The 25,789-nt window shown below is 68.7% G+C and carries 20 protein-coding genes and 1 pseudogene; 15 read left to right on the top strand and 6 right to left on the bottom strand.

Features of this window, described 5'->3' with window-relative positions; translation table 11 throughout:
• Positions 1-276: 276 nt before the first annotated feature.
• The 3 genes from H7F38_RS03005 to H7F38_RS02995 are packed head-to-tail and all read right to left on the bottom strand — an operon-like array spanning position 277 to position 1,825.
• Positions 277-684, bottom strand: coding sequence for a hypothetical protein (locus H7F38_RS03005; protein ID WP_187092786.1), 408 nt, complete (start codon positions 682-684; stop codon positions 277-279).
• Positions 681-1,274 (bottom strand): hypothetical protein, encoded by a 594-nt coding sequence (locus H7F38_RS03000; protein ID WP_187092785.1) that lies wholly within the window; start codon positions 1,272-1,274, stop codon positions 681-683. The genes H7F38_RS03005 and H7F38_RS03000 overlap by 4 nt, the downstream gene beginning before the upstream one ends.
• Entirely contained in the window at positions 1,265-1,825 is a 561-nt protein-coding gene (locus tag H7F38_RS02995) for a sigma-70 family RNA polymerase sigma factor (RefSeq protein WP_187092784.1), read from the bottom strand. The genes H7F38_RS03000 and H7F38_RS02995 overlap by 10 nt, the downstream gene beginning before the upstream one ends.
• Before the next feature lie 280 nt (positions 1,826-2,105).
• Here H7F38_RS02995 and H7F38_RS02990 point away from each other — a divergent pair, with 280 nt between their 5' ends.
• The 9 genes from H7F38_RS02990 (at position 2,106) to H7F38_RS02950 (ending at position 6,134) form a co-directional block, all read left to right on the top strand.
• Positions 2,106-2,279, top strand: coding sequence for a CsbD family protein (locus tag H7F38_RS02990; protein ID WP_187092783.1), 174 nt, complete (start codon positions 2,106-2,108; stop codon positions 2,277-2,279).
• A 48-nt stretch (positions 2,280-2,327) separates the two neighbouring features.
• Positions 2,328-2,822 carry an Asp23/Gls24 family envelope stress response protein gene (locus tag H7F38_RS02985; RefSeq protein WP_187092782.1) on the top strand — a complete coding sequence of 165 codons (495 nt, stop codon included), beginning with the start codon at positions 2,328-2,330 and terminating at the stop codon, positions 2,820-2,822.
• Positions 2,819-3,214: a hypothetical protein gene (locus tag H7F38_RS02980; protein WP_187092781.1), complete on the top strand. Its 396-nt coding sequence runs from the start codon at positions 2,819-2,821 to the stop codon at positions 3,212-3,214. Before H7F38_RS02985 ends, H7F38_RS02980 begins: the two co-directional genes overlap by 4 nt.
• Positions 3,215-3,240: 26 nt before the next feature.
• The gene (locus H7F38_RS02975) at positions 3,241-3,477 is read left to right on the top strand and encodes a hypothetical protein (protein WP_187092780.1); all 237 of its coding nucleotides are present in this window, start codon (positions 3,241-3,243) and stop codon (positions 3,475-3,477) included.
• A gap of 150 nt (positions 3,478-3,627) precedes the next feature.
• Positions 3,628-3,825 (top strand): DUF2273 domain-containing protein, encoded by a 198-nt coding sequence (locus H7F38_RS02970; protein WP_187092779.1) that lies wholly within the window; start codon positions 3,628-3,630, stop codon positions 3,823-3,825.
• The gene (locus tag H7F38_RS02965; RefSeq protein WP_187092778.1) at positions 3,822-4,211 is read left to right on the top strand and encodes an Asp23/Gls24 family envelope stress response protein; all 390 of its coding nucleotides are present in this window, start codon (positions 3,822-3,824) and stop codon (positions 4,209-4,211) included. The genes H7F38_RS02970 and H7F38_RS02965 overlap by 4 nt, the downstream gene beginning before the upstream one ends.
• Complete coding sequence (locus H7F38_RS02960) at positions 4,208-4,771, top strand: DUF6286 domain-containing protein (protein WP_187092777.1); 564 nt, start codon at positions 4,208-4,210, stop codon at positions 4,769-4,771. Before H7F38_RS02965 ends, H7F38_RS02960 begins: the two co-directional genes overlap by 4 nt.
• A 1-nt stretch (position 4,772) precedes the next feature.
• Positions 4,773-5,363 (top strand): hypothetical protein, encoded by a 591-nt coding sequence (locus H7F38_RS02955; protein WP_187092776.1) that lies wholly within the window; start codon positions 4,773-4,775, stop codon positions 5,361-5,363.
• Positions 5,364-5,399: 36 nt separating this feature from the next.
• Positions 5,400-6,134 (top strand): aquaporin, encoded by a 735-nt coding sequence (locus H7F38_RS02950; protein ID WP_187092775.1) that lies wholly within the window; start codon positions 5,400-5,402, stop codon positions 6,132-6,134.
• Between the two features lie 155 nt (positions 6,135-6,289).
• Here the strand turns inward: H7F38_RS02950 and H7F38_RS02945 are convergent, their stop codons facing one another.
• A complete protein-coding gene (locus H7F38_RS02945; RefSeq protein WP_187092774.1) occupies positions 6,290-9,397 on the bottom strand; it encodes an alpha-L-rhamnosidase in 3,108 nt (1,035 codons plus the stop codon).
• 281 nt (positions 9,398-9,678) lie between these two features.
• Here H7F38_RS02945 and H7F38_RS02940 point away from each other — a divergent pair, with 281 nt between their 5' ends.
• Positions 9,679-11,172 carry a hypothetical protein gene (locus H7F38_RS02940; RefSeq protein WP_187092773.1) on the top strand — a complete coding sequence of 498 codons (1,494 nt, stop codon included), beginning with the start codon at positions 9,679-9,681 and terminating at the stop codon, positions 11,170-11,172.
• Between the two features lie 78 nt (positions 11,173-11,250).
• A complete protein-coding gene (locus tag H7F38_RS02935; protein WP_187092772.1) occupies positions 11,251-12,501 on the top strand; it encodes a glycosyltransferase 87 family protein in 1,251 nt (416 codons plus the stop codon).
• Here the strand turns inward: H7F38_RS02935 and H7F38_RS02930 are convergent.
• Positions 12,446-13,687, bottom strand: coding sequence for a cytochrome P450 (locus H7F38_RS02930; protein WP_255498223.1), 1,242 nt, complete (start codon positions 13,685-13,687; stop codon positions 12,446-12,448). The two genes, H7F38_RS02935 and H7F38_RS02930, sit on opposite strands and share 56 nt — an antisense overlap.
• Before the next feature lie 37 nt (positions 13,688-13,724).
• Here H7F38_RS02930 and H7F38_RS02925 point away from each other — a divergent pair, with 37 nt between their 5' ends.
• The 4 genes and pseudogenes from H7F38_RS02925 to H7F38_RS25810 form a co-directional block, all read left to right on the top strand.
• Positions 13,725-16,133 carry an ATP-dependent DNA ligase gene (locus tag H7F38_RS02925; protein ID WP_187092771.1) on the top strand — a complete coding sequence of 803 codons (2,409 nt, stop codon included), beginning with the start codon at positions 13,725-13,727 and terminating at the stop codon, positions 16,131-16,133.
• A gap of 85 nt (positions 16,134-16,218) precedes the next feature.
• Positions 16,219-18,012 carry an N-acetylglutaminylglutamine amidotransferase gene (locus H7F38_RS02920; RefSeq protein WP_187092770.1) on the top strand — a complete coding sequence of 598 codons (1,794 nt, stop codon included), beginning with the start codon at positions 16,219-16,221 and terminating at the stop codon, positions 18,010-18,012.
• A complete protein-coding gene (locus H7F38_RS02915; RefSeq protein WP_187092769.1) occupies positions 17,999-19,852 on the top strand; it encodes a S9 family peptidase in 1,854 nt (617 codons plus the stop codon). Before H7F38_RS02920 ends, H7F38_RS02915 begins: the two co-directional genes overlap by 14 nt.
• Positions 19,853-19,971: 119 nt before the next feature.
• Positions 19,972-21,213, top strand: a pseudogene (locus tag H7F38_RS25810) (circularly permuted type 2 ATP-grasp protein); the annotation flags it as partial.
• 12 nt (positions 21,214-21,225) lie between these two features.
• Here the strand turns inward: H7F38_RS25810 and H7F38_RS02910 are convergent.
• Positions 21,226-25,572 carry a PKD domain-containing protein gene (locus H7F38_RS02910; protein ID WP_187092768.1) on the bottom strand — a complete coding sequence of 1,449 codons (4,347 nt, stop codon included), beginning with the start codon at positions 25,570-25,572 and terminating at the stop codon, positions 21,226-21,228.
• Positions 25,573-25,789 lie beyond the last annotated feature (217 nt).

Below are 25,789 nucleotides of genomic sequence, written 5' to 3'. Positions count from 1 at the left end.
GCCACCTCGGAGCATCCGGGTGACCAGACCGGGCCAGCGGTCCAGGCTCGCGGTCCCGGATCTGGCCAGCAACAACAGTTCGAGGGTCGGCGCCGGGTCGGCCGCGCCTGGCCGACTCCGGTCGATCCAGGCGGGTCCAGACGAACGCTCCGTCCAACCGCGACCCTCGCTCCCGGTGCACGGCCTCACGGTGACAGGTAGACCGGCATCGTGACAGGTAGACCGGCTTCGCTGGTGCGGGCCTTCGTTAGTTAGACACCGGCCGCGGTCGGCACGTCACAGAGAATCGCTGTGGTCTGCCTCACGTACCGGTTCGGTGTCGACGACCAGGACGGTGACATCGACGGGCATGGGGGCGATGGCCTGCACGGCATGGTGGATGGCGAGTTGTACCGCGTTGACGGTCGGCAGGACCGGTGGGGTCCCGCTGGCGATGATTCTGATCGTGATCTGGGTGAGCTCACCCTCGGTGTGGGTGATTTCCGCCGCCCCGGGGTCGGCTCGACCCGCCTCCGCCTCGGGCTGGTTGATGAGGCTTCTGGCTGCTTTGGTGAGGGTGGACTTGATGACCGTGGTCAGGCTGGGAGCCAGGCGTGCCACGCCGGGGGTGTCGGCGGCGGCCTGGGCGGCGATCTTGGCCACCACCAGGTCGCTGACGCTCAGGGCCGGTTCGGGCTGCGTCATCGACCGGAGCCTTCCGTGCCGTAGACGTCGACGAAGGCGATGTCGATCGCGTCGGCTTGCAGCCCGTACTGGAGCGACAGCGCGGCGGCGGCGGCGGCGCGAGCCGTGTCGGCCAGAGCGGTGAGATCGACGGAGTAGGCCGCGGCCGCGCGGATCTCGATCTGCAGACCCGGATTCCGATCGGCGTAGCCCGGATCGGCCTCTTCGGGGGCGCGGTCCCGAAAGTGCAGCTGACAGGTGTGGACCTGGAAGTCGGGAAGCTGGTCCAACTCGTTCTCCACGGTGGAGGTGACGGCCTGTTCGGTGGCGAACGCCGGACCGTGCGCTGCAGCCAGGGGGATGTTGCGGCCGGGCCGCAGTTCGGACCAGACGGAATTCATCACCGATGGCAGCAGCGTGGCCGGCACCTGCACCGGCTCGTTCTTGAGGCGCTGGGTGTACTGCGCGGCGGTGGAGTCCGAGCCGATCACGGCTTGGCAGAACGGGCAGGTCGCGGTGTGGGCGTCCGACCGGCCCCGGCGGGCCTGGTCGATGACGTCCAACGGATCTCGTCCGCAGGCCAGGGTTTCCGTTGCGACGTCTATCTCCATGACTTCATCGCCTCCGCTAGTTGCAAGCGAGCCCGGTAGATCCGACCGCGGGCGGTATCCAGGCTCACGTTCGTGATGTCGGCGATGTCCTGGTACGGACATTCCTGGATCTCGCGCAAGAGCCAACGTACGCGGAGATCTTCCGGCAACGCGGCCAGCGCTGCGTTGACCGCGGCGATCAACGCCAGGTGTTGGGCGTGGGCTTCCGGGTCGGTCGTGGCGCCGGTGGAGACCCAGTCGTGCCGGCCGCCGGTTTGCAGGATCTCATCGTCTGCGGGTGTGGCGCGGCGACTGCGCGTCCGGGCCTGGTTGAGCGCCTGATTGGTGACGATCCGGTAGAGCCAGGTCGAGAACTTCGCGTCCGAGCGGAATTCCGGTAGACGCCGCCATGCCGCCACGAACGCATTCTGAGCGGTGTCCTCCGCCTCGTCCGGATCCGAGAGGATCTGCAGCGCGACCGCATAGATGCTCTGCTGGTACCGGCGGACCAGCAGCTCGAAGGCACGGGGGTCACCGGTCTGCGCACGAGCGATGATGACCGATTCGTCCACCGCTGGTTTCCCGGCCGGCGGTACGCGATGCAGAGGGGGAGTAGGGGTTCCCCCGGTTTCGATCACCCCGCGATCCTGCCAGACCGCCCGACATCCCACCACCGGAAGGGGTGATCCAGCTCATAGTGGTTCGGTCGTGCCATCTTTGCCGGTCGCGGTGTCTTATCTGGGTCGCGTATCCACGGACCTGCGCGGCGGATCACCGATCGACACCGATCATCCGATCCTTACCATCGTCCGACGCCAGCACCAGAACCACCGCACAGAAGGAGTTCTCAAGATGAGCGCCATCGACAAGATTCAGAACAAGGCCCAGGACCTCGTCGGCCAGGCCAAGGAGAAGCTCGGTGAGGTCACCGGCAACGAGGACCTGCAGGCGGAAGGGCTGGCCGACCAGGCCAAGGCCGACGTCAAGGACGCCGGCGAGGCTGTCAAGGACGTCTTCAAGAACTGAACCACCTCCCCTCATTGCGTTTTGACCCACCAGAAAGGACCCAGCGTCATGACCACCCCCATCACCGACAAGGCAGCCACCGACAAGGCAGCCACCGACAAGACCGCCACCGGCGGGTCGAGGAACCTACCGGTCGCGTCGAACTCCTCGTTGTTGACCACGCACGGCAAGACCACCATCGCTGACACCGTCGTGGAGAAGATCGCCGGTCTGGCCACCCGCGAGGTGAACGGTGTCCACGCCCTCGGCGGCGGCGTCGCCCGTGCCTTCGGAGCCGTCCGCGAACGGATCCCCGGCGCGAAGACCAGTCTGGCGCAGGGTGTTTCCGTCGAGGTCGGCGAACGTCAGGCCGCCGTCGATCTGGACATCGTGGTGGAGTACGGCGTCGAGATCGGTGAGCTGACCAAGGCGATCCGCCGCAACGTCATCGCAGCGATCGAGCGGATGACCGCTTTGGAGGTCACCGAGGTCAACATCACCGTCGGCGACGTCCACATCGAAGGCGACGACGACAAGGACGACGACTCCGCTCGCGTCCAGTGACCCAGCACCCGGAGGTCCCTGCGGTCGGTGTCGCCACCGCGGGGGCCCGGGTCCGGCCGCAGGCCCGTGAGGTCGACATCGCCGCGTCGATCAGCGACGCGGTCAGCGCGCTGCCCGGTGTCGCCGCGCTGTCTGCAGGCGAGTTCGGCCGGGTCGGCACCCTTGCCGCCGGCCGGTCGGTTCCCGGCGTCCGTGTCGACGACGAACGTGTCCAGGTCCACATCATCGCCCGGTACGGCGTGTCGCTACCCGGCACCGCAGCCCAGATCAACCTGGCCGTCGCCCCCTGGTTGGCCGGGCGCGACCTGCAGGTCGCCGTCCAGGACATCCTCCTGCCCGGCGAACAACTCGCCGATCTCGGCCCGAACCCCGACACGTCCGGTCAGGGCTGAGGCCGGCAGCGTTGGACCGACACGAAATGGACGCCCGGGCCCGCCGCGAACGGCGGATCTGGATCCGGGAGCACCACCCCGACCGCGGCGGCGACCCGGTGACTTTCGCCGAAGGCCTGGCCAGGGGTACCCGCGGTGCCCGACCCTCCGTACGCCGCACCCGGGGGGTGCGGCGTACCTGGAAGAGGTTGCGCCGAAAGATCAGAACGCTGCTCCTGCGCACGGGTCGACGCCACCGTCGATCCGGTGGACGCGTCCTGTGACGTGTCGATACGTCCTGTGACACGTCCGCACCACCGATCCACCCGCTCGAAACCTCACCCCCATCACCCAATTCATCGATCCGCCCCGGTCGCTGCCGCCGTCGTCGCGGTGCGCCGGGGTGCGAAAAGCCCTCCAAGGAGCGATTTCTCATGTCACATCAAGGAACGGTGGTCGGCCTGTTCGCCGGCCTGACGCTGGGCCTGGCCGCTGCCTTCGGCGGCTTCTGGGTCTTTCTGCTGGTGCTGGTGCTGGGCCTGATCGGCCTGGTCGTCGGCCGCGTCATCGACGGCGATCTGGATCTGGCGCAGTACCTGGGTGGCCGCCGACGCGACCGCTCGGAACGGTGAGCGCCACCGCGTCCACCGCACTGGTCGAGCACTCACCGGATGCTTCCACGCGCGGGCGGACCATCCTGGCCGACCGCGTGGTGCAGAAGATCGCCGCGCGTGCCGCTCTGGAGGTGCCGGGATGCCTGGGCTTCTCCCGCACGATCATCGGGATCGACACCCGGCGCAGCGCCGTCACCGCCACTGCCGTCACCGACGGGTCGATCACCGGATTGACCCTGTCCATCGCGGTGGCCTACCCGGCCCCCATCACCACCACCGCCCGCGCGGTCCGCACGCACGTGCAACAGCGGGTGGAAACGCTCTGCGACCTGTCGGTGGACCACATCGACATCACGGTGGCGGCTCTACCCCGCCCGCACCGGAAGGAGGCCCGGGTCCAGTGACCGACAACGCCGCGGCGCCCCCGGCCCGGTTCCCCCGCGGCCGCCGCACCGGCCCCTCCGTGCTGACGGCGCTGCTGGTCCTGGTCGTCGCCGCTTCCGCCTGCTACCTCGCTGTTCTGCGGGCCTTGAACCGCACCGGCGGCGGTGTGGATCCTGCTGTGGTGAGCCGCCATCTGTCCGGGACCCGGTGGGATGCCCCGGAGGTGCTGATCGTCGGGATCGTAGTGGCCGCAGTAGGTTTTCTGCTGGTTCTGGTCGCGATGCTGCCCGCCTCGCGTCACCTGGTGGAGCTGACCAACCCCGACAGCAGGACCGCTGCCGCCATGCCGCCCCGGAGCCTGCGCCGGACGGTGCAGTCAGCGGCGCTGGAGGTCGACGGGATCTCCACCGCCCGGGCTCGCATCGGTCGGCGCCGTATCCGCCTCGACCTCGGCACCGGTCTGCGTCACACCGGCGGGCTCACCGGAACCGCCGACACCGCTGCGACGCGGCGACTGGTGGCCCTGGACCTCTCCCGGCCCCGCACGATCGCGGCGCACCTGAGCCGAAAGGACATCTGACATGCACCGCCGCACCATCCGGGGAAACCGCATCGGGCTGACGGTGGTGGCCGTCCTGCTGCTGCTGGCCGGCGCCGCGATCGTCACCGTCAACCAGCAGGTGTTCGGTACCGCCGCCGCGGCAGGCAGGATCTACCCGCAGCAGGTGAGCAGTTGGGTGCACGGACACCACTGGATCTTCTGGGTCCTCGCCCTCGCCGCGCTCGTCGTGGCGCTACTGGCGCTGCGCTGGCTGCTCGTGCAGCTCCGCACCGATCGTGTGCACCAGCTGGTGATGGACACCGAATCGGACCTGACGCGAGGAAGCGGTCGGACCTCGCTGGCCGCGGATGCCGTGGCAGCGGCGGTGGCCGACCAGGCCGGGAGCATCACCGGGGTCCGCCGAGCCGCCGCTGTGCTGACCGGGCCGCGTGATGCCCCCGAGCTGTGGCTCGACGTCACCGTCGACGAGAACGCCGATACCGCAGGCATCCGGGCGCTCCTGTCGTCCACGGTGATCCGCGACGCCCGGCAGGCCCTTCAGATGCCCGACCTGACGATCTACCTGACCCTGCGCGTCGGCAGACGTAGTACCGCCCGACAGATCGCCTGAATCCATCCACATCACCCCCCGCACAAGGAGACATCAGTGAATACCGCCGCTCGCCGGCTCTGCGCCGAATTCCTCGGCACCGCCCTTCTGGTCGTCGGCGGTGTCGGCACCGCCGTCCTGGCCCCCCAGGTCGGACCCGTGGGCATCGCCCTGGCCTTCGGCCTCAGCCTGCTCGTCCTCGTCTACGTCCTCGGGCCCATCTCGGGTTGCCATCTCAACCCCGCCGTCACCCTCGGCATGGCGCTCTCCCGCCGGCTACCGATGCGCGAAGCAGTCGGCTACGTCATCAGCCAGGTGGTCGGGGCTGTCGTCGGGGTTCTGGTGATCCTGCTGATTGCCGCTGACCGCAACGGGTACCGCCTGGCCACCGACGGAGTGGGGGCCAACGGCTGGGGCGCGCAATCCTCCGGCGGATACGGGCTGCGCGCCGCGTTGGTGGTCGAGATCGTCCTGACCGGGCTCCTGGTGTTCACCGTTCTGACGTTGACGGCCGGTACCGATCTGACCGCGGTCGCCGCCCTGCCCATCGGGTTCGTGCTGGTGCTGTGTCACCTGATCGCCATTCCCATCGACGGGACGTCGGTCAACCCGGCCCGCAGCATCGGATCGGCGTTGCTGTCCGGCCACGTCGCGCTGGGGCAGCTGTGGCTGTTCATCGCCGCCCCCCTCGTGGGCGCCGTACTGGCCGCCGGCGCGCACCGTCTCCTGCATCCGGTCGGTGCCGACCTCGAACGCGCCGACGCCACCGCTCGCCCGGTGAGGTCGAGATGAGCATCAGGACAAGAGCATTCGCGCTGCTGGGCCGGATCACCTGGAAAGTGCTGGCCGTCTGCGGATCCCGTTACGCCCGCAACAAGCTGAATCAGTGAGTCACACCGCTGCCGTCACACCGCTGCCGTCACACCGCTGCCGTCACACGGCCGCAGTCACACGACGGTGGGACGCGGCCGGCCGGCGGCCGTCCATTCGGCGAAGGTGATGGGGATCGGCGCACTGGCCGGTAGCTGCAGGTAGATCTGCGGGTTGCCGGCATGGATGATCCAGGTGGAGCCGTGCAGGATCTGGTGGGTCAACGCGGTGGGGCGGCCGGCGGCCGTCCACTCCGAGAGCGTCGCGACATGGCCGATGCCGGCGGAGAAGTTCGTCAGCAACAGGATGGTGGGACCTCCGGCCAGGGCGACCCAGCGCTGGTTCGGGAACCTCAGCAGGGTGGGTCGGCCCAGCGCCGTCCATTGTGCGGCGCTCAGGTGCTGGAAGGTCCCGTCCGGGTTGCGCAGGATCACCGCCGGGTCGCCGTCCCACTGGGTGACGGTGGAGTTCGTGATCAGTCGGGTGGCCACGACGACCTTGGGGAATCCGGCCTGTCGCCAGCCCGCGTAGGAGACACTTTCCACGAGGGCTGCGGTCACCGCGGGAAAGTTGGTCACCGCGTAGACCGCCGGGCCGAAGGAGTAGCGGGTGTACGTGGAGTTGAGCCGGACCGGCTTCGGGTAGCCGGCGGCGGCCCACACCGCGGCGGTCAGGTAGGTGATGCGGCCGTTGACGGTGGTGTATAGGGCGTTGTTGTAGCCGATCGAGTACACCAGGATCTGGGGGCGGGGGAGAACGGTGGTCCACGTGGTCTGCGGTCCGGTGGACAACAGGCTCCGACCCGCGCCGATCTGGCTCGTCCCCGATGGCAGCACGACGGTGGCGGTGGTCCCCGCCGGTAGGTCGATCGTCACCGCCGCATCGGCGGTGGCATCCGGGCGCGACCACGCGACGCGAATCGTTCCCCGGTCGGTGATGTGGGTGGCCGACGCCGATGTCATGCCGGTGATCAGCTGCGGGGTGATGGTCAGGTTGGCCCAGTCCACCGACCCGACGCTCTGCTTGAGGCCGGCGATGTCCTGGCTCATCCAGGAGTCCACGGCGCCGAGCATGAAGTGGTCCTGGCTCGCGCCGTCCGCGGCGCCGCCCCAACCCTCGGTCAGCGCGGTGGCACCGGAGGCGGCGATCGCGCCGTAACCACGGCCGGCGGTGGAGATGACGGCCTGGTAGGCGATGTCGTCGCGGCCCATCGCGGACAGTGCGGTGAGCATGGGACCGATCGAGATCTCTCCCAGCTTGAACCGTCCGCCCGCGGCGGTGATCGAGGTCAGCAGGGCGGTGCGGGTCGAGGCGATCTGCGCCGCCGGGACGATGCCGGCGGCCAGCGGGACGGCGTTGGACGCCTGGTCGGGGCCGTAGTCGCCGGTCGGGGTCAGCCATCTGCTGTTGATCGCCGCGGCCAGAGCCGCCGCCCGGGCGCTCCAGACCGCCACGTCCGGCCGGCCGAGGACCCGGCCGATGTTGGCCATGGTGGTGAGAGCGTTGTAGAGGCCGACATTCTCGATCAGGGCGTTGTTCAATGCATACCCGGTGCCGTTGGGGCCCTTGGCCTCGGTGAACCAGTCACCCAGGGCCGTTCCGATCAGCCCGGTCCCGCCGCGACCCAGTTGCCCGTTGAGGTAGTTCAAGTACCTCTGCATGTTGGGGTAGTAGGTACTCATCGTGGTCGCGTCGCCGTAGCTGCGGTAGAGATCCCACGGCATTTGCACGAGCGTGCCGCCCCAGTTGACGTCATCTCGGAAGCCGCCCGGGAACACCGTGTACTCCGGGGCGGTGTCGGGGATCAGGCCGGCCGGGGTCTGCGAGTCGGCGATGATGTGCTCGATCCGCTGCCCGTAGGTGCCGGCCACGCCGGGCTGCTGGTAGCCGAGGTTCTGGTGGGCGGCCAGGGCGTCGAAGACCAGGTGGACTTCCTCCAGCCAGCCGAGTTTCTCCCGGTCCGGGCAGTCGGTGAGCACCGACATCGAATTGTTGGTGATGGCCCGGGATGTCAAGGAGTGCAACGTCGTCAGGGTCGGGTCGGAGGAGTTGAAGGATCCGGCTGCGTCGGTGTCGGTGGACAGGTCGATGGCGGACAGGGTGGCCGGCGTGGGCGGTGACGGCATTCCCTCGAGCTGGACGTAGCGGAAGCCGTGGTAGACGAATTGCGGGTGCCACGTCTGCACGGCGGAGGCGCTGCCGCTCAGGGTGTAGGAGTCGTACAGCCCGGCGAACGAGGACGAGTTGACCAGTCCGGTGGAGGCCGAGACGACCTCGGTGGGAGTCAGCTTGACCCTGGTTCCGGCCGGTCCGCTCACGTGCAGCACCGGCCAGCCGCCGACCTGCCGCCCGAAATCGACCACGTACACGCCGGGCGCCGGTTGGGTGATGCCGACGGAGGTGACCGTGTCCTGCTCGATGATCGGCGGCCCGATCTTGGCGGTCAACCGCAGCCCGGGCGGCATGGCCGCGATGACGGCAGTGCTCCAGGTGGCGAGCGTCGTTCCCGGCTGCTGCCAGCCGGGTGTGACCCGCCCGTTGTCGAAGTCCTCGCCGCCGTACCAGTCGGCCACCGTCGTCGGGCCGGTGGTGGCCTGCCATGTCGGGTCCGTCGCGACCGACCCGGACGTTCCGTCGCCGTAGCTCAGCGTCAGGGTTGCGTTCACCGCGACCGGGCCCGCCACGTGCGAGAGCTTGGAATAGCGCCCCGGACTGGTCGCCTCGGCCCAGATTCCCGACCCCAGTTGGACGCCGATCCGGTGAGAGCTGTTGTTGGCCACCAACGCTGTGATGTCGTAGGTGGAGTAGTAGGCGCGGGTGTCCACCGAATATCCCGGCTCCAGCACCGCCGGCGACACCGGCGCGCCGTCGATCGTGGCGCTGTAGACGCCCTCGCCGGAGATCGACAGGGACGCCGAGACCAGGCCGGCCTTCACCGAGAAATCCTTGGCCAGGATCGGCAGCGCCACCGGCGACGCCCCGCCCACCACCGGGGCCGACGCCCAACCCGCTGCTGTGATCCACTGACCGGTCGGCGCGGTGGGCGCGGTGGGCGGAGACCCGCTGGAGGAATGCGCGGGCGCGGTGGTGCGCGTGCCGGCAGCGGCCTGCGCGGGCGAGGACAGCGCGAGGACCAGCACCGAGACCGCGAACACCCCGGCAGCGGAGCGCCACCCACCGATCATCGAGTGGGGCCACGTCCGAGGGTGTGGCCGACAGCGCTGGGAACAGCACGAACAACAGGCACAGCAGTCCCCCTCAGCAGCCGCGGCGTTACTCGTCGCTTCACCGAGCGAGAAGACCTGGTCAATATAGCCGCGCCGTGCCGGCCTTCCAAACACTCGTCGGCACGGTTGGGTGGCGAGCTCGGGCTGCTCAGCAGGTCAGACCGTTGTGGCCGAACGGGGTTGGTGCCACACTCGGGTCGGCGTGCGTCTGCCCGGGCCGGGTCGACGAGAGGGTTCTGATGAAGGCTCTGCCGGTCGTTGCGCGCAGGAGCATCGTGGTGCTGCTGGCGATGTCGCTTCTGGGCGTGGGCGTGGGTGTCGGCCTGCCTGTTGCCCAGGCGAATGCCCCGGCGCCGGTGCGGGCTGCTGCGGCTGGTCTGCGGTCGCTGGCCGGGGGATTCAAGGCGGGTGGTGGACGGTTCCTGGACACCCGGGTCGGGACGGGCGCGCCCAAGGGAGCGGTCGGGCCGGGGAAGTCCATCACCGTGCAGACCTACGCCTCCGACCCGGTGGCGATCGACCTGACGGTGACCGGGGCGACCGGGGCCGGTTACCTCACCGCGTATGCCAGTGGCGGCCCGCGGCCCACGGTGTCGAACCTGAACTTCGTGGCGGGTCAGACGGTTGCGAACCTGGCCATCGTGCCGGCAGGCAGCGACGGCAACATCGTCCTGTTCAACGGGTCCAGCGGCACCGTGCAGATCATCGGGGACTACGGCGGCTCCTACCCCGCCACGGCCCCCACCGGCTCCGGATATCTCGCGCCCGGTCAGGGGAGTGGTTCGAGTCTGAACTTCACCCCCGGTCAGACCGTCTCCAACCTCGTGGTCGTATCGACCTTCGATGCCGGCTACGTCCCGTTTTTCAACGGCTCTCCCAATGGGTCGGTGCAGATCGTCGCCGACATCGTCGGCTACTACGCGGGTGGCCCCGGCCTGCCGTGGACCCTGCCGCAGAAGATCGACGCGGCCAATGCGTTGACGTCGGTGTCGTGTGCGGTCCCGGTCAGTGCCATCAAATGCGTCGCCGTCGATAATCTCGGAAATGCCTTGATCAGCAGCGCCGTCGACGCCACCGCCAAGTGGACGAAGCCGGCGACCGTCGACGACGTCGCTCTGACGTCGGTGGCCTGCGCCACCAAGTTCTGCATCGCGCTGGACGTGTCCGGCCGGGCGACGGTGTTCAACGGGACGTCCTGGTCGGCGCCGTCCGCGGTGGCGATTGCGAAGGAGGCGCTACGCCGGGTCAGCTGCGCGCCGACGTCGTGCATCGCCACCGGGGCCACCACGGCGGTGCAGTACAACGGAACCACGTGGAAGGCTCCGGTGATCCTGGACCCGGCCCACCACCTGCAGAACGTCTCCTGCCTGTCGGCGACATTCTGCCTGGCGGTCGACGGGTCGGCCGGTGCCGATGGCAAATCCTTCCAGTTCAACGGAACGACGTGGTCGAAACCGACGCCCATCGTCTCCGGCGGGAAGGTCCGAACGGTCGCATGCGACATTCCTTACTCGGAGGGCCCGGATCTTGCCTTCTGCGTGGCCGGTGACACCAGCGGCAACGGTTTCCGGTACGACGGAAGGTCTTGGGTCGAGCAGAAGGCGGTCAACCCGGACAAGGGGGGAATCCGGTTCCTCGCCTGCAGCAGGGACCCATACACCCTGTGCTTCGCCGGAGGCTGGGTACCGGCGACGATCATCGAGCCCGCCCCCTCCGGGGTGAGTCCGGCGTGACCCTCCGACCCGCCCATCGTCGTCGGACCAGTCTGATCGGTGCGGGTAGCGTCCGTCTGTTGCAACGAGAGGTGGACGATGACGGGCGATGTGAGTGCGGTGGCAGTAGGTCGGCAGGTGCGTTCGCCGGGGTCGGTCCGCCGGTCGCGGTGGATCATCGGCGCGTGCATCCTGCCGGTGTTCGTGTTCAAGGTCGTGCTGGCGGCCCGGACCTTCGGGACGAACGATGTGGTCGCCTGGGGTGACTTTCTCGGAGGCGAGCGGTCACACGGTCCGGTCGGCATCTACGGGCTGACCCAGTTTCCGAACAGGTCCTTCTACAACCACCCCCCGCTCATCGGGTACTACCTGGCCCTTCTGAACTGGGTGCAGGATCTGGGTCTGCCGTATCGGTTCACACTGCGCACCGTCTCCAGCCTGGCCGACGTGGGCACGACGTTCCTCACGTTCGAACTGCTCCGCAGGATCCGTCCCGTCCGGCACGCCACTGCGGCAGCCGTCGTGGTCGGGTGGAGCCCGATCCTGGTGATGGTGTCCGGGTTTCACGGCAACACCGATCCGATGTTCATCATGTTCGCGCTGCTGAGCGTGTACCTGCTGCTCCACCGCCGCTGGCCGGCACTTGCCGGAGCGGCGATCGCCGTGGCCGTCGGGATCAAGATCGTTCCGATGGTGCTGATCCCGGCGCTGGCGGTGTACGCGTGGAAGCGGAATCCGAAGGCGCTGTTGCGGGCCGGGGCGGGGTTCGTCGTCGTCTTCGGTCTGTCGTGGGGGCCGGCACTGGCCGGCCAGGCCACCGCGGTGCGCCTCGACGTGATCGGCTACGGCGGGGTCGGACACTCCCCGTGGGGTTTGGTCGAGATCGCGCACTGGTTCGGCGATCCGTGGTGGATCGCGGCGCTGGAGGGACCGGGCCGCAGCGTGGTGGTGATCATCTGCGCGGTCCTGCCGGCAGTGGCGGTCTGGCGGCGGCCGGACTGTCTGCTCCTCGCGGTGGCGTGGTCATTGATCGGTTTCCTGGTGTTGGCGCCCACCTGGGGGGTGCAGTACATGGTGTGGCCGGTCGTCGCCTGCGCGGTGGTCGGCCTCGGTTGGGCGGTTGCCTTCAACGTGTTCGGTGGTCTGGCGCTGTTCCTGATCTACGACCGGTGGAGCGGTGGGTTGCCCTGGTACCAGGCCTGGGCCGATGCGCAGTTCCGGAACCCGGAGATCGTCCTGATGATGATCGCCTGGCTCGTGCTGGTGGCCGCCTGGGTGCAGGCCACCCGAACGATCATCGGGGCGGTCCGGTCACCGACTCGAGCAGTAGGCCGTCGAGGCCGCGGATGACGAAATACGGCTGGTAGCCGGGCGGCCGGGCGACCCGCAGGCCAGGGATGTTCTTCAGCAGGGACACCGACACCTCGAGTTCGAGCCGGGCCAGTGGGGCCCCGATGCAGAAGTGCAGACCGCCGCCGAAACCGATGTGCGTGGACTCCCCCCGGGCGGCGTCGAACACGTCGGGATCGACGAAGCGGTCAGGGTCACGGTTGGCCGAACCGAACATCATGCCGATCCGCTCCCCGACCGCGAACGAGCGGCCACCGATCTGCACGCCGTCCTCCAGCACCCAACGCTCGAACAGCTGCAGCGGAGAATCCCAGCGCAGCATCTCCTCGACCACGACGGCCGGCGCCACCTCGCCGTCGACCACCCTGGACCACTGATCGGGATGAGCGAGCAACGCGCGCATCCCGTTTCCGAGCGTGTTGACGGTGGCCTCGTGCCCCGCATTGAGCAGAACGATGACAGTGCAGACGATCTCGTCGACGGTGAGCTTCTCGCCCTGGTCCGCCACCTGGACGAGTTCGGAGATCAGGTCGTTCTGGGGTCGGGTGCGTCGGGCCTCGATCAGGGCGTGCACGTAGTCGATGAACTCCGCCGCCGCGCGGTCGGCCGCCGCCCGCTCGAGGTCGCTGATGGCGAACTCGTACATCTTCACGATGGCGTGCGACCAGTCCAGCATCCTCGGCCCGTCGACCAGCGGAACGCCGAGCAGCGTGCAGATGACGGCGACCGAGAAAGGCTGGGCGTAGCCCGCGATCAGGTCGAACGGGTCGGCCTTCGCCGCCGCCAGGTGCTCGGTGGCCAACACCTCGATCGTCGGCCGCAGCGCGGCGATGGAACGCGCGGTGAAGACCTTGGTGATCAATCGGCGGAGTCGGGTGTGGTCGGGTGGTTCGAGGTTCAGCAGCGACCACCGTTCGGAGGCATTGAAGTGGGCCCAGCGTGGGTCGTCGCCGCTCCGGCCGAATTGCTGGTCGGTGTAGCGGTGCCGGTGGGCCCGGCCCAACCGCCGGTCGCGCAACGCCGCGTTGACGTCGTTGAAACCGTTGAGCAGGAACAGGTCCCGGGCCGGATAGTAGAGCACCGGGCCGAGCTCCCGCATCCGGTGGTAGACCGGATAGGGGTCGGCGATGAAGGCGGGATCCTGCGGGTCGAAACCAACGGCAGCGGGATCGAATTCAACGGTCACGAGTCAGGTTAGCGTCCCACCCGCCTACGCTCTGGTGATGGCGGCCGACAGTGCACAGGTGGTGATGGACGGCCACCGATTCGGGCTGACCAACCTGTCCAAGGTGCTGTACCCAGCGACGGGCACCACCAAGGCCGACGTCATCGGCTACTACGCCGAGGTCGCCGCGGTGATGATTCCGTTGGTCCAGGGTCGGCCGGTGACCCGTAAGCGCTGGCCCAACGGGGTCGGGACCACACCGTTCTTCCACAAGAACGTCGACCGGGGGACCCCGTCGTGGATCCCCACCCGGGAGATCCCGCACTCCGACCGCACCATCACCTACCCCCTGATCGACTCGCCGGCCACGCTGGCCTGGCTGGGCCAGAACGCCGCGCTGGAACTGCATGTCCCGCAGTGGCGATTCGCCGACGACGGGTCGGTCGGACGGCCGGATCGGGCCGTGTTCGACCTGGACCCCGGTCCGGGGGTCGATCTGGCCCAGTGCGCCGAGGTCGCCAGGGCCATCCGCCGCCGCCTGACGGACCTGGAGCTGACGGCCTATCCGGTGACGAGCGGTTCCAAGGGGCTGCACCTCTACGTCCCGCTACCGGGAACCCAGACTTCGGAGGAGGTCTCGCAGTTCGCCAAGCTACTGGCCGAGACCGTCGAGAAGGACCTCCCGGCCCTGGTCGTGTCCAGGATGTCCAAGGTGCTGCGCGCCGGGAAGGTGTTCATCGACTGGTCGCAGAACAACGCCTCGAAGACCACCATCGCGCCGTACTCGTTGCGCGGTCGGGAGTTCCCGACGGTTGCGGCCCCGCGGACCTGGGCCGAGCTGGAGGACCCGGGCCTCGCCCACCTGGACTACCGGGAGGTCATCGAACGGGTCAGGAGCGGGCTCGACCCGTTCGGCGCGGACTCCGCAGGCGCGCAGACGGTGTCCAACAGGCTGGCCGCCTACCGCTCGAAGCGGTCGGCCGAACGGACTCCCGAACCGGTCCCCCCGGCCGATGCAAGGCGCGGCGCAGCGACCGGCACCTCCACCGGTGACACCTTCGTCATCCAGGAGCACCATGCCACCGCACTGCACTGGGACTTCCGTCTGGAGCACGACGGCGTGCTGGTCTCGTGGGCGGTCCCGAAGGGTATTCCGACCTCCTCGCAGCACAACCGGCTGGCGGTGCAGACCGAGGACCACCCCCTGGAGTACGCCGATTTCGCCGGCACCATCGGGCACGGGGAGTACGGCGGGGGAGAGGTCACCATCTGGGACTCCGGTCACTACCGCCTGGAGAAGTGGCGGGACGGCGAAGTGATCGTCATCCTCGACGGCGTGCGGGCCACCGGGCGGTTCGCGCTGATCAGGACCAAACAGGGCGCCGGCGCCGGTGATGCGGCCAAGGGCAACCAGTGGCTGATGCACCGCACCAAGGACCAGCCGGACCTGGAACCGGTGGCGCCGCAGGAGGGCCGCAAATTCGGCTCGGACCGCAAGATCGTGCACCGCCTGCCGCCGACCGACCTGCTGCCCATGTTGGCGAGCCCCGGCACGCTCGCCGACGTCGTCGGTGACGACTGGCGATTCGAGGGGAAGTGGGACGGGGTCAGGGCCGTCGTCGAGATCGGTGAGGGACACTTCCGGCTGGTCAGCCGCAACGGCAACGACATCACCGCCGCCTATCCCGAACTGCGGGCGCTCGCCAGGACGTTGACCGGTCACGTGGTCGTGCTGGACGGCGAGATCGTGGCGATGGATGGGCAGGGCCGGTCGGACTTCGGCCTTCTGCAGCGCCGGATGAAGTTGACGAAACCGCGTGAGATCGCCGCGGTGTCCATCGAAGTGCCGGTGCAGCTCCTGGTCTTCGACATCCTGCACCTGGACGGGATCTCCCTACTGCGCAAGACCTACGACGACCGCCGCCGGATACTGACCGCGCTGGCGCCGGGCGGTGGTCCGGTGACGGTGCCGGAACCGCTGCCCGGCCCGGCCCGGGATGCGTTGGCGCACACCGTCGAGCGCAGGTGGGAGGGGATCATCGCCAAGAGGGCCGGGTCGACCTATCTGCCGGGTAGGCGGTCCCGCACCTGGATCAAGATCAAGAACATCATCGACCAGGAGATCGTCGTGGTGGGTTGGCGTCCGGGCAACGGGCGTCGGGCCGGCGGTATCGGAGGTCTGCTGATGGCGGTGCCCGCGAAGGACGGCCTCGAGTTCGTCGGGCGGGTCGGCACTGGTTTCACCGACGCGGCGCTGGACGATCTGCAGGCGATGCTGGAGCCGTTGGCCAGTCCGACCTCGCCTCTGTCACACCAGCTGCCGAGGGCCGACGCGCTCGGGGTGCACTGGGTGCGACCGGAGCTGGTCGGCGAGGTGACGTACTCGGAATGGACCCCCGACCACCACCTGCGCCACCCGGTCTGGCGCGGGCTCCGGCCGGATCGGACGGTGGACGACCTCACGTAGCGCCCGGGGCCGGGGATCTTCGCCCACGGTCGATGTGTCAGGCTCGTCGTCAGGGGCACCCCGTTCCGACCCCCTTGGAGGCGACGTGTGCGGTCTGAGCGGCGAGATCCGGTTCGACGGCCGCCCTGCCGACGTCGACGCCGTGGTCCGGATGTCGTGCGTGCTGGAGCCACGGGGCCCCAACGGTCAGGGAGTGTGGCAGTACGGCCGGGTCGCGCTGGCGCATCGCCGGCTCTCCATCATCGATCTGTCCGATGCCGGCGCGCAGCCGATGGTCGACTCCGCACTCGGCCTGGGCGTGGTGTTCAACGGCTGCATCTACAACTACCGGCAACTGCGCGAAGAGCTCGCCGGAGACGGCTACCGGTTCTTCTCCACCTCGGACACCGAGGTGGTCCTCAAGGCCTACCACCGGTGGGGCACCGACTGCGTCGACCACTTCCTCGGCATGTTCGCCTTCGTGCTGGTGGAACGTGATTCCGGCCGGACCGTGCTGGCCCGCGATCGGCTCGGTATCAAGCCCCTCTACCTGTCCCAGGACGGTGCACGCCTCCGCTTCGCCTCGACCCTGCCGGCGCTGTTGGCCGGCGGGGATCTCGATACCACGATCGATCCCGTTGCGCTGCAGCACTACATGAGCTTCCATGCCGTCGTACCACCGCCCCTGACGATTCTGGCCGGGGTCCGAAAACTTCCACCCGCCACCGTGCGGGTGATCGAGTCCGACGGTGTCGGTCATGACATCACCTACTGGAACCCGTTGCACGCCAGGGTTGCTCGATATGCAGGCCTGTCCGGCGGCGAGTGGGAGGATCTGGTCCTGACGACGCTGCGCACCGCCGTGCAACGCCGCATGGTCGCGGACGTCCCGGTCGGTGTCCTGCTCTCCGGCGGGATCGACTCCAGCGTGATCGTTGCCCTGCTGGCACAGGAGGGCCAGCAGGACCTGCAGACGTTCAGCATCGGCTTCGAGGCCGTCGGCGATGCGGAGGGTGACGAGTTCGAGTTCTCCGACCTCGTGGCGAAGGAGTTCGGCACCGATCACCACCGACTGATGATTCCGTCGTCGCAGGTGCTCGACGGTCTGGACGGGGCCGTCGGCACGATGAGCGAGCCGATGGTCAGCCACGACTGCGTTGCCTTCTACTCACTGTCCCAACAGGTCTCCCAGCACGTGAAGGTGGTGCAGTCCGGCCAGGGCGCAGACGAGATCCTGGCCGGATACGAGTGGTATCCGCCGCTGGCCGGGGTGGCCGACGACAGCGTGGAGGATGCGCTGGCCGTCTACTCGGCCAACTTCTTCGACCGTACGCACGCCGAGCTGGCCGGGATCCTGCAGCCGGAGTGGATGAGCGCCACCGACCACAGCCGCGCGCTGGCCCGGGAGCACTTCGGCCGGCCCGGTGCGGATACCGCGCTGGACCGTGCCCTGCGGCTGGATTCGCTCGTCATGCTGGTCGACGACCCGGTCAAGCGGGTCGACAACATGACCATGGCGTGGGGCCTGGAGGCGCGGACCCCGTTCCTGGACCACGAGTTCGTCGAGCTCGCCGCCGCCGTTCCGCCGGCGCTCAAGCTGGCCGGCGGCGGGAAGGGTGTCCTCAAGGAAGCGTCCCGGAAGGTCTTGCCGTCGGCGGTGATCGACCGCAAGAAGGGCCACTTCCCGGTCCCGGCGATCATCAACCTCCAGGGCCGCTATCTGGACCGGGTGCGGGAGGCGTTGCACGCACCGGAGGCCAGGTCGAGGGGCCTGTTCCGGACCGACTACGTGGAAAGGCTGCTGGCCGACCCCAACCGGTACCGGACGAACCTGGGATCGAATCAGCTGTGGCAGATCGGTTTGCTCGAGATGTGGTTGCAGCGGCATGGTATCGGCTAGCCCGGCGTTGCGGGTGGACGACCGGGAGAAGATCAGGACCATCGCGTCCGTCCCGGGCGCCTGGTGTCCGTCGCTGTCCCCCGAGGGTGACCTGGTCGCCTTCATCTGTGATCGATCGGGTATCCCGCGTGTCGAGATCACCGGTACAGCAGCAGATTCGTCACTCGATGTCGTGACGGTGTCCGGGCCGGACCAGGAGGCCATCTCGGTTGCCTGGTCGCCGGACGGGCAATGGCTGACGTACCTCGTGTCCCCGGGCGGCTCCATCCGGGCCGAATTGCACGTCGTCCGGCCCGACGGGAGCGATCGACGACTGCTGGCCGGTGGCGGGGCGCTGGAGACCGTCTTCGCCGGGACCTGGACCGCCGCGCCGGGGCGATACGCCTTCACCCTGGCCGACGGTGTCGGACCGGATGCGGCGGTGTGGTTCGTCGATGTGGGCTCCGGCGATCTCACGCCGGTGCCGGCCTCCGTCGGGATCGGCTTCTGCGTCGTGACGTCGGTCAGCCGGGACGCAGCGCAGGTCGTCGTCCGGTGCGGACCCCGTGGTCGGCGGCGCCTCCTCCTCCTCGATGCCATCGGGTCCGGATCGCCGCTACCGTTGCTGGCGAACGACTTCCCAGGCGGCGGGGACACTGGCGAGGACGGCCGGTTCGCTGCTGACGGACAGAGCGTCTTCCTGCGGACCAGCGCCGGTCGTGACCGGATCGTGCTCGGCCGGGTCCCGATGTCGGCCGACGGTCGACCGGGCCGGATGACGGTGATCGCGGCGAACGACGGGGCGGATGTCGAGTCGTACGCGGTCAGGGCCGAGGGGTCGGCGATCGTGGTCTGGAACGTGGAGGGCCGGAGTGTTTGCGAGGTGGTGGATCTCGGGGCCGGGGTGACGGCGCAGGTGTGTCTGCCGGAGGCCGTGATGCCCGGCTGGTCCCTGCACCGGGACGGCACTTCGATGGTGGTGGAGCTGACCGGCCCGACCAGTCCCCGGTACCTGGCGCACCTCTCGTTGCCCGGGCCATCGGCGGCTCGGCGACTCGTCGGCCTGCCGCCCGCCGAGTTGCCGGACACCGTGGTCGTCCCCCGACTGTGCCGTTTTCGATCTGCAGACGGGCTGGATCTGCAGGGCTGGCTCTACCGACCCGCCGGGGCGACCGGCCGGGAGCCGACGGTGGTGTCGTTCCACGGCGGTCCGGAGAGCCAGGAGAGGCCGGCCTTCTCGTTGTTGACGCAGTCGTTGATCGCTGCCGGCATCACCGTGTTCGCACCGAACGTCCGTGGTTCCAGTGGCCATGGCAGCGCCTTCATGGCGGCCGATGACGGGGCCGATCGGGAGAGTTCCTTCCAGGATGTACCGGCCACCGTCGACTTCCTGGTCGAGAACGGCTGGGCCACCAGGGGTTGCATCGGTGTCCAGGGTTGGTCCTACGGTGGCTACCTGGCGTTGACGGCTCTGGCCCGCTGGCCGGACCTGTTCGCCGCCGGCGCCGCCCACGCGGGCATCTCGGACCTGCTCTCGTTCTTTGCGGAGACCGAAACCTGGATGGCGGCGGCCTCGGTCACCGAGTACTGCGACCCGGAGGAGCAGGCGGATCTCCTGCGGGTGCTCTCACCACTGACCCACCTGTCGCAGGTGCGGTCGCCGACGCTACTGGTGCACGGCGATCGCGACACCAATGTGCCGGTGGCCGAGTCCATCCGCGCCCACGTCGCGCTCAAGGGCACCGGCGTGCCCACCGACCTGCTGTTGCTCCCGGGGGAAGGGCACACCATCGTGGCGGCCGGTCATCGCGTCCAACTCGCCCTGCGCATCTGTGATTGGTTCCTGGAGTGGCTGACGTGACGGGCGAACCGCTCGAGGGCGGTCTGCTCGAGGGCGGTCTGCTCGAAGGATATGGCCCCGGACCGCTGGACGAGGCCGTCGATTCGGTCGGGCGGGTGCGAAAGCCCTACCGGCAGATCATGACTGCCCTCGACGCGATCGGCCCCGAACGCCTGCAGCACCGGGCGGAGGATCTCGAGCGGAGCCGGTCGGAGCAGGGCATCGTGTTCACCGCGCAGGTCGACGGGCATCCCCAACAGCAGGTGTTCCCGCTGGACCCGGTGCCCCGGCTGATCGGACATCGATCGTGGTTGCATGTCGCCGCCAGCGCCGCCCAGCGCGCACGAGCGCTCAATGCGTTTCTCGCAGACGTCTACGGGGACGATGTGCCCGATAGTGCGGTGGCCGGTGAGAAGCGTGTACCGGAGATCGTGGCCGCGGGTATCATGCCGGCTCAGCTCCTGGCGCGGGTCCCCGGGTACCGTTCCGCCGCAACGGGTTTGTCTGCGCCCGGGCGGGCCAGAGCCACGGTGCTCGGGCTGGACCTGCTGACGGACTCCGACGGACGCTGGGTCGTCCTGGAGGACAATCTGCAGGTGCCGTCCGGACTCGGCTATGCGTTGGCGAACCGGCGGACGGCGGCCGCAGTCCTAGCTGAACTACATTCCAGCGCCACGGGTCTGCTGTCCACCGACGCCATCGGTGCGCAGCTGTTACGGGCGCTGCAGGACGCTGCGCCCGGAAGATGCCCGCGGGAGGTCCCGCAGGTGGTGGTGCTCTCCGACCGCCCGGCGAATTCGGCCTGGTACGAACACCAACTGCTGGCGGCCGAGATGGGCGTGCCCGTCGTGCATCCGGACGATCTGGTCGCCGACGGCGACGGGGTGGCGGCGCGCACGCCGGAAGGGCTCGTGGACGTCGATGTGGTCTATCGGCGATTGGGCGGAGACGAACTCCTCGGTGACACCTTCGCAGGACGTCTGCTACGCAATGCATCTCGTTCTAGATCGGTCTCGATCGCCAATGCGCCGGGAAACGGGGTCGCCGACGACAAGGCCGTCTACGCCTTCGTCGGGCCGATGATCCGGTTCTACCTCGGTGAGGAGCCGGTGCTGGCCGACGTCGGCACCTGGCTGCTGGCCGACCCCGCGCAGTACGCGGCGGTGCGCGGCCGGATGGGCGAGCTGGTCGTCAAACCCGTCGACGGATCGGGCGGCGCGGGCGTGATGATCGGCCCGGACCTGACCCGTCGGCAGGTGATCGAACTGGAGGCCGCGGTCGCCGCTGCGCCGCACCGGTACATCGCGCAGGAGGTCATCCACTTCTCCACCCATCCCACCTTCATCGACTCCGCGTTGCGGCCACGGCATGTCGATCTACGCATCTTCGTGCTCTCAGGCGCCGAGACGGTGGTGGTCGAGGCCGGTCTGACCAGGGTGGCGCTGCAGGCCGACGGATTGCTGGTGAACTCCTCCCAGGGCGGCGGCTCCAAGGACACCTGGCTGATGGGCGACCACTGATTCAGCCCAGTGGTTCCGCCGTCCCTTGCCGGCGATGAGCAGGACGGTGCCGGCGACGAGAAGCGCGAGGCCCGCACCGGCTTCGGCGGCCAGAGCACCGACGCCCGTATCGGCCAGGCCCGAACTGGCTTGGGCGGGAGGCGAGGCCGTGGACGCGGACCCGGACCCGGGAACGGGAACGGAGAGGGCACCAACCCGAGCGGTGACCACGATGACCTCTCCGGCCTGGTGCGTGTATTTCAGCGTGGAACCGAGGATGATCGAGCCGAAGGCGGAGATGGTGCCGGTCTCGGCGTTGGCTCCGCCAGGGTTGATCGAGACCTGTTGTCCCACAGCGAAACCGTCCGTGGTGCTGTTGCCCGACACGCCGTCACCGGTCTGGACCGGTATCTCGCGCTGCCCGGCCGTGACATTGTCGCTGACCGTCGTCCCGGGTCGGATGGAGACGGGCACCACCGGACCCTCGGTGAAGCAGGTCGACTCCAGCGGAGACGCCTGCACCGACGTGCCGACGATCTGGCCGAGCGTGCCGGCAGCCGTCATCTCCAGCGGTGCCGCGGCTGCGCCGGTGGCGGAGTACGTCATCGCGCAGCGGCCGACGTTCGCGCCGCCGGTGGCGCCGTTGCCCGGGAGCGGCAGCGTGACACCGGCCGGCGGCGGGGTCGCGGGTCGTTCCAGGGCCGGGTAGTCGATGTCCAGGGTGCCGGTGGTGGGCGGTTCGGCGCCGGCGTCGATCACCCCGTAGTCCCAGACCAGGTGGTAGTCGCTCGCGCTGTTCCAGGTCGACTGACGGGCATCGAACCGTACTGCCCTGGGGGCGCTGCCGCGGGCCGCGATCATCAGCGCGGCCTCGCCCGGCTTGAACTGGGAGGCGATGAAATCGATGCCGCCGTTGACGTAGGTGGCCGATTCACCGTGCTGGGTCAGCAGATTCGGATCTCGGCGCATGTCGTTGAGCAGGGCTGCGTGTTCCTGCGCATTCAGGGGTGCGCCGTCGATGTGGGTGAAGGCGATCGGATCGGTATCGCCGGTGACCGGGACGAAGCGCTCGACCCGCTGGTTGTACATCTGCACCACGAACTCGGTCGGAGCCTCGCCCACCGGCGTCACACCAACGGGTTTCAGATTGAATCCGGCGAACTTGCCGCTGCCCGACACCGTGGGATCGCTCATCGCGTTGCCCTCCCAGTTGAACGGCACGTCGATCCAGCCCCGCTTGGACCACGCCTGGTAGGTCTCGGCATACTTGTTCCACTCGGCGATCCGGTCGGTCACCCGGCTGATGGCGCTGTTGTAGTCCACATCGTTCGGGGCGAATCCCTGTCCCTCGACGTAGCCGCGGACCAACTCGGCCAGATCACCGCCGCCTTTGTCGAACTCGATCAACGGCAACGGTTTTTTCAGGAACAGGGACCCGATGTACCTGGCCTGATAGCCCAGGCGGGTGTCCAGCAGGCTGACGGTCTTGATCTTCAGGGCTTCGGGTTTCAGCATGGCGGCGAAGTCCCGGATCCAGTCCAGCGAGCTGGCCGCGCGGGATCGGACCACCATCAGGAAGTCGTATTTGGTGGCGAGCGCCTGCAACGAGGCCAACTCGTCCGGTCCCACACCGAACAGCTCCGCGACCTCGGCGGAGTCGAGGCGGGCCCCGCTCTTGATCGTGGACACCGACTCCGCGACGGCCGCAGCCGAGGAGGCGTCGGTGACGGCGGAGGCCGCCGCGGTGGCGCTGGCGTCCTGGATCTGCTGCGTGGTCCGGACGGCCCGCACCGCGTCGGTGCTGGTCGCCAGCTTCCCGATCGCCCACGGCACGGCGAACTGCCCGATGGCGTCGGTGCTCAGTGCGGTGTAGTCCTGCACGGTCTTGGCGTAGTTGCCGGTGTGCCAGTCGTTGTCCAGCGTCGTGAAGTACTGGTACACGGCGTTGGAGGCCTTGCTGAACAGCTGGGCCGAGCCTTCGGCCGCAAGGCCCGCATTTGCCTGCAGGACTGGAACCAGGAGCGACGCCGTGCTGCCGGCGAACTGCTCCTTCTGCGCCTGCGTGAAGGAGTCCCAGACCTCCGATTGGTATTGCGCGACCGCGTGCACGGTGGAGACCGACAGGCCGGGCAGGCTGATCAACCCCGTCACCATGCCGGCCGCGGCGTTCCACAATCCCTGCACCCCGCCGACGGCCAGTCCCCCGGCCACGGCGAACCCGTCGGTCCTGGGGATGACGATGGAGTCGTCGATGCCGACCCGGTGGGTCAGGTCGTCGGGCGTGCTCAGGATGTCGGTGTCTGCCTTGGTGGTGAACGTGGTGCCGTCGTCCCGGGTCACGGTGGCCCACGGCGCGAACGTGATCGTGGCCGACGTGCCCCCGCTGCGCGAAGGTCCCCCGTTGCCGCTGATCGGGTCGCTGTAGGCGGTGAGCACCTTGAGCGTGAAGTCCTTCGTGTCGCCGGGGGAGAGCATCAACTGACCCGGGTTGGTCAGTGATTTCGGGTCGACCCCGACCCCGTCGTACGACAATCCCTGCAGGCCGGCGTTCCCGGCCACCTCGGCGAACATCGGGCCGACGTCTTCGCGGGCCGAGTCGGACAGGTTGTGCACCGAACCGGTCACCGTGATCGGTGTGCCGGCGGGCAGCAATGTGCCGCCGGGTGGATTCACGACGTGCGAACTGAACCGCAGGTAATATTTCGGATCCGCGTCCAGGCGGGTCTTGCCCAGCGCCCGCAGGGTCGACCCATCGGCTGCTGCCGCCGTCACCAGGGACGTGAAGTCCACCTTGCCGTCGTCGGTGACCGTGTAGACGGCGGTGATGCGTCGGTGGCCACCGGCCGGGATGGGGTCCAGCGGCAAACCCTCGACCGTGTCGGGATTCGCGCCCGATTTGTAGGTCACGGCCAGCAGCTGACCCTGGTCCACCCGCTGCGGTTCCAGCGACCGCACGTTGACGTTCGTCACCTGGTCGCCGCTGGTGTTGGTGATGGTCTCGGTGACTGTGACGTCTCTCGGCTTCGGCCCGGCGGCGTCCTCGTCCAGCGTGAAGGTAGGCGGGTCGACGCTCATGACGACCGTCAGGGCCGCGACGCTGAACGAACGCTGCCCGGTCGTGCCGGTCACTTTCGCTCCGGAGTCGTCGGTGCCGGAGGGCGTCGCGGCGAACTGCGCGACGCCGGCGCCCAGCACCGTCGCCGGGAAGACGAAAGTCTTCGTAGTTCCGGCAGCCAAGGTGAATGGCGAGGGCAGTCGCGGGGTTGGCGAGCCGAGCGCCGCGACCGCCGTCGGGGTGACCGTCAGCGCCTTCGGATCGGCGAAGGTGATGCTGTTGACCGAACCGAGCCCCGTGGTGGCGGACACGGTGAGCTTCACGTTCACCGCGTCGCCGATCTTCGGGGCCACCTTCGTCAGCGTGACGCCGTGCGCGTCGACGAAGTCCACGCTGGTCTCGAGCTTCGGTGCGGCGACCACGACGTCGTGGGTGACGCTGGTGCTGACGCCGTCGGTATTGGTGACGGTCAACCTCGCGTGGAAGGTGCCGGGCTTGGTGTAGCTGTGGGTCGCGGTCGCGCCGATCGTCCGGTTGCCGTCGCCGAAGTCGTAGGCGTAGCTCAGCGCCTCGCCGGCCGGGTCCGTGCTGGAGGACACGAACTGGTACTGGCCCAGGTCTTTCGCCGACGACGGCGCCGCCGTGAAGGCCGCCACCGGAGTGTCGGTCACGGGCGGTCCTGGCCGAGTGCCCACGATGAGGTAGGCGTCGTAGACGGTGGTGGAGGTGGTTTCCTGGATGTGGGCTCCGTAGGCGCGGGCCGCGGGGCCTACCGCCAGATACGCATCACAGCTGTAGGCGTTCAGACCAGGTACGTTCCCCGGGTTTCGGTAGTCGTAGTCGGAGAAGTAGGTGCCGTCGCCGCTCGAGGGGTAGAACGAGCAACTGACGCCGCCCGCGGCGCCGCCCCCGTACTCCTGCCCGGCTGCGGAGACCCGCAGCGGAGAGATCGTGACCTCTTGGATGCAGGAGCGCTGGCCCTGGGCCGTGCATCCGGGCAACGTCGCCGTGTGGGAGAACGAGACCTTCAGTGACCCTTCGACATCGGTCCCCGCAGGCAAGCAGGTGTCCGACGTCGCGATCCGGACGCCGCCCCGGGTCGCCGAAGCAACGCAGGGCCCGCTGGCGGCATCAGCCGGGCCGGCCCAGACGATCCCGACCAGGCCGACCGCAACGATCAACAACACCGCAGCCGTTCCTGCGGTCAGGCGGCGACCCGCGTACCGGGCCCGAAAACCAATGGTGCGAAAGTCAGACCCTGATGGCACTGGTGAACTCCCCGATCGGGACGGGTCGGCCGCCCCCGGTCGAGCACGGCGTCATTCCGCATCGGACCCTGCCGACAAGGCCTGTTGCGAGGCCCTCAGAGTGACAGACCCGCCCTCGGAGCGCATGGCCCAGTCG

The sequence above is a fragment of the Nakamurella sp. PAMC28650 genome, assembly GCF_014303395.1.
Taxonomy (GTDB): Bacteria; Actinomycetota; Actinomycetes; order Mycobacteriales; family Nakamurellaceae; genus Nakamurella.
The sequence above is the reverse complement of the archived record's forward strand: the minus strand, read 5'-3'. Positions and strand labels throughout refer to the sequence as shown.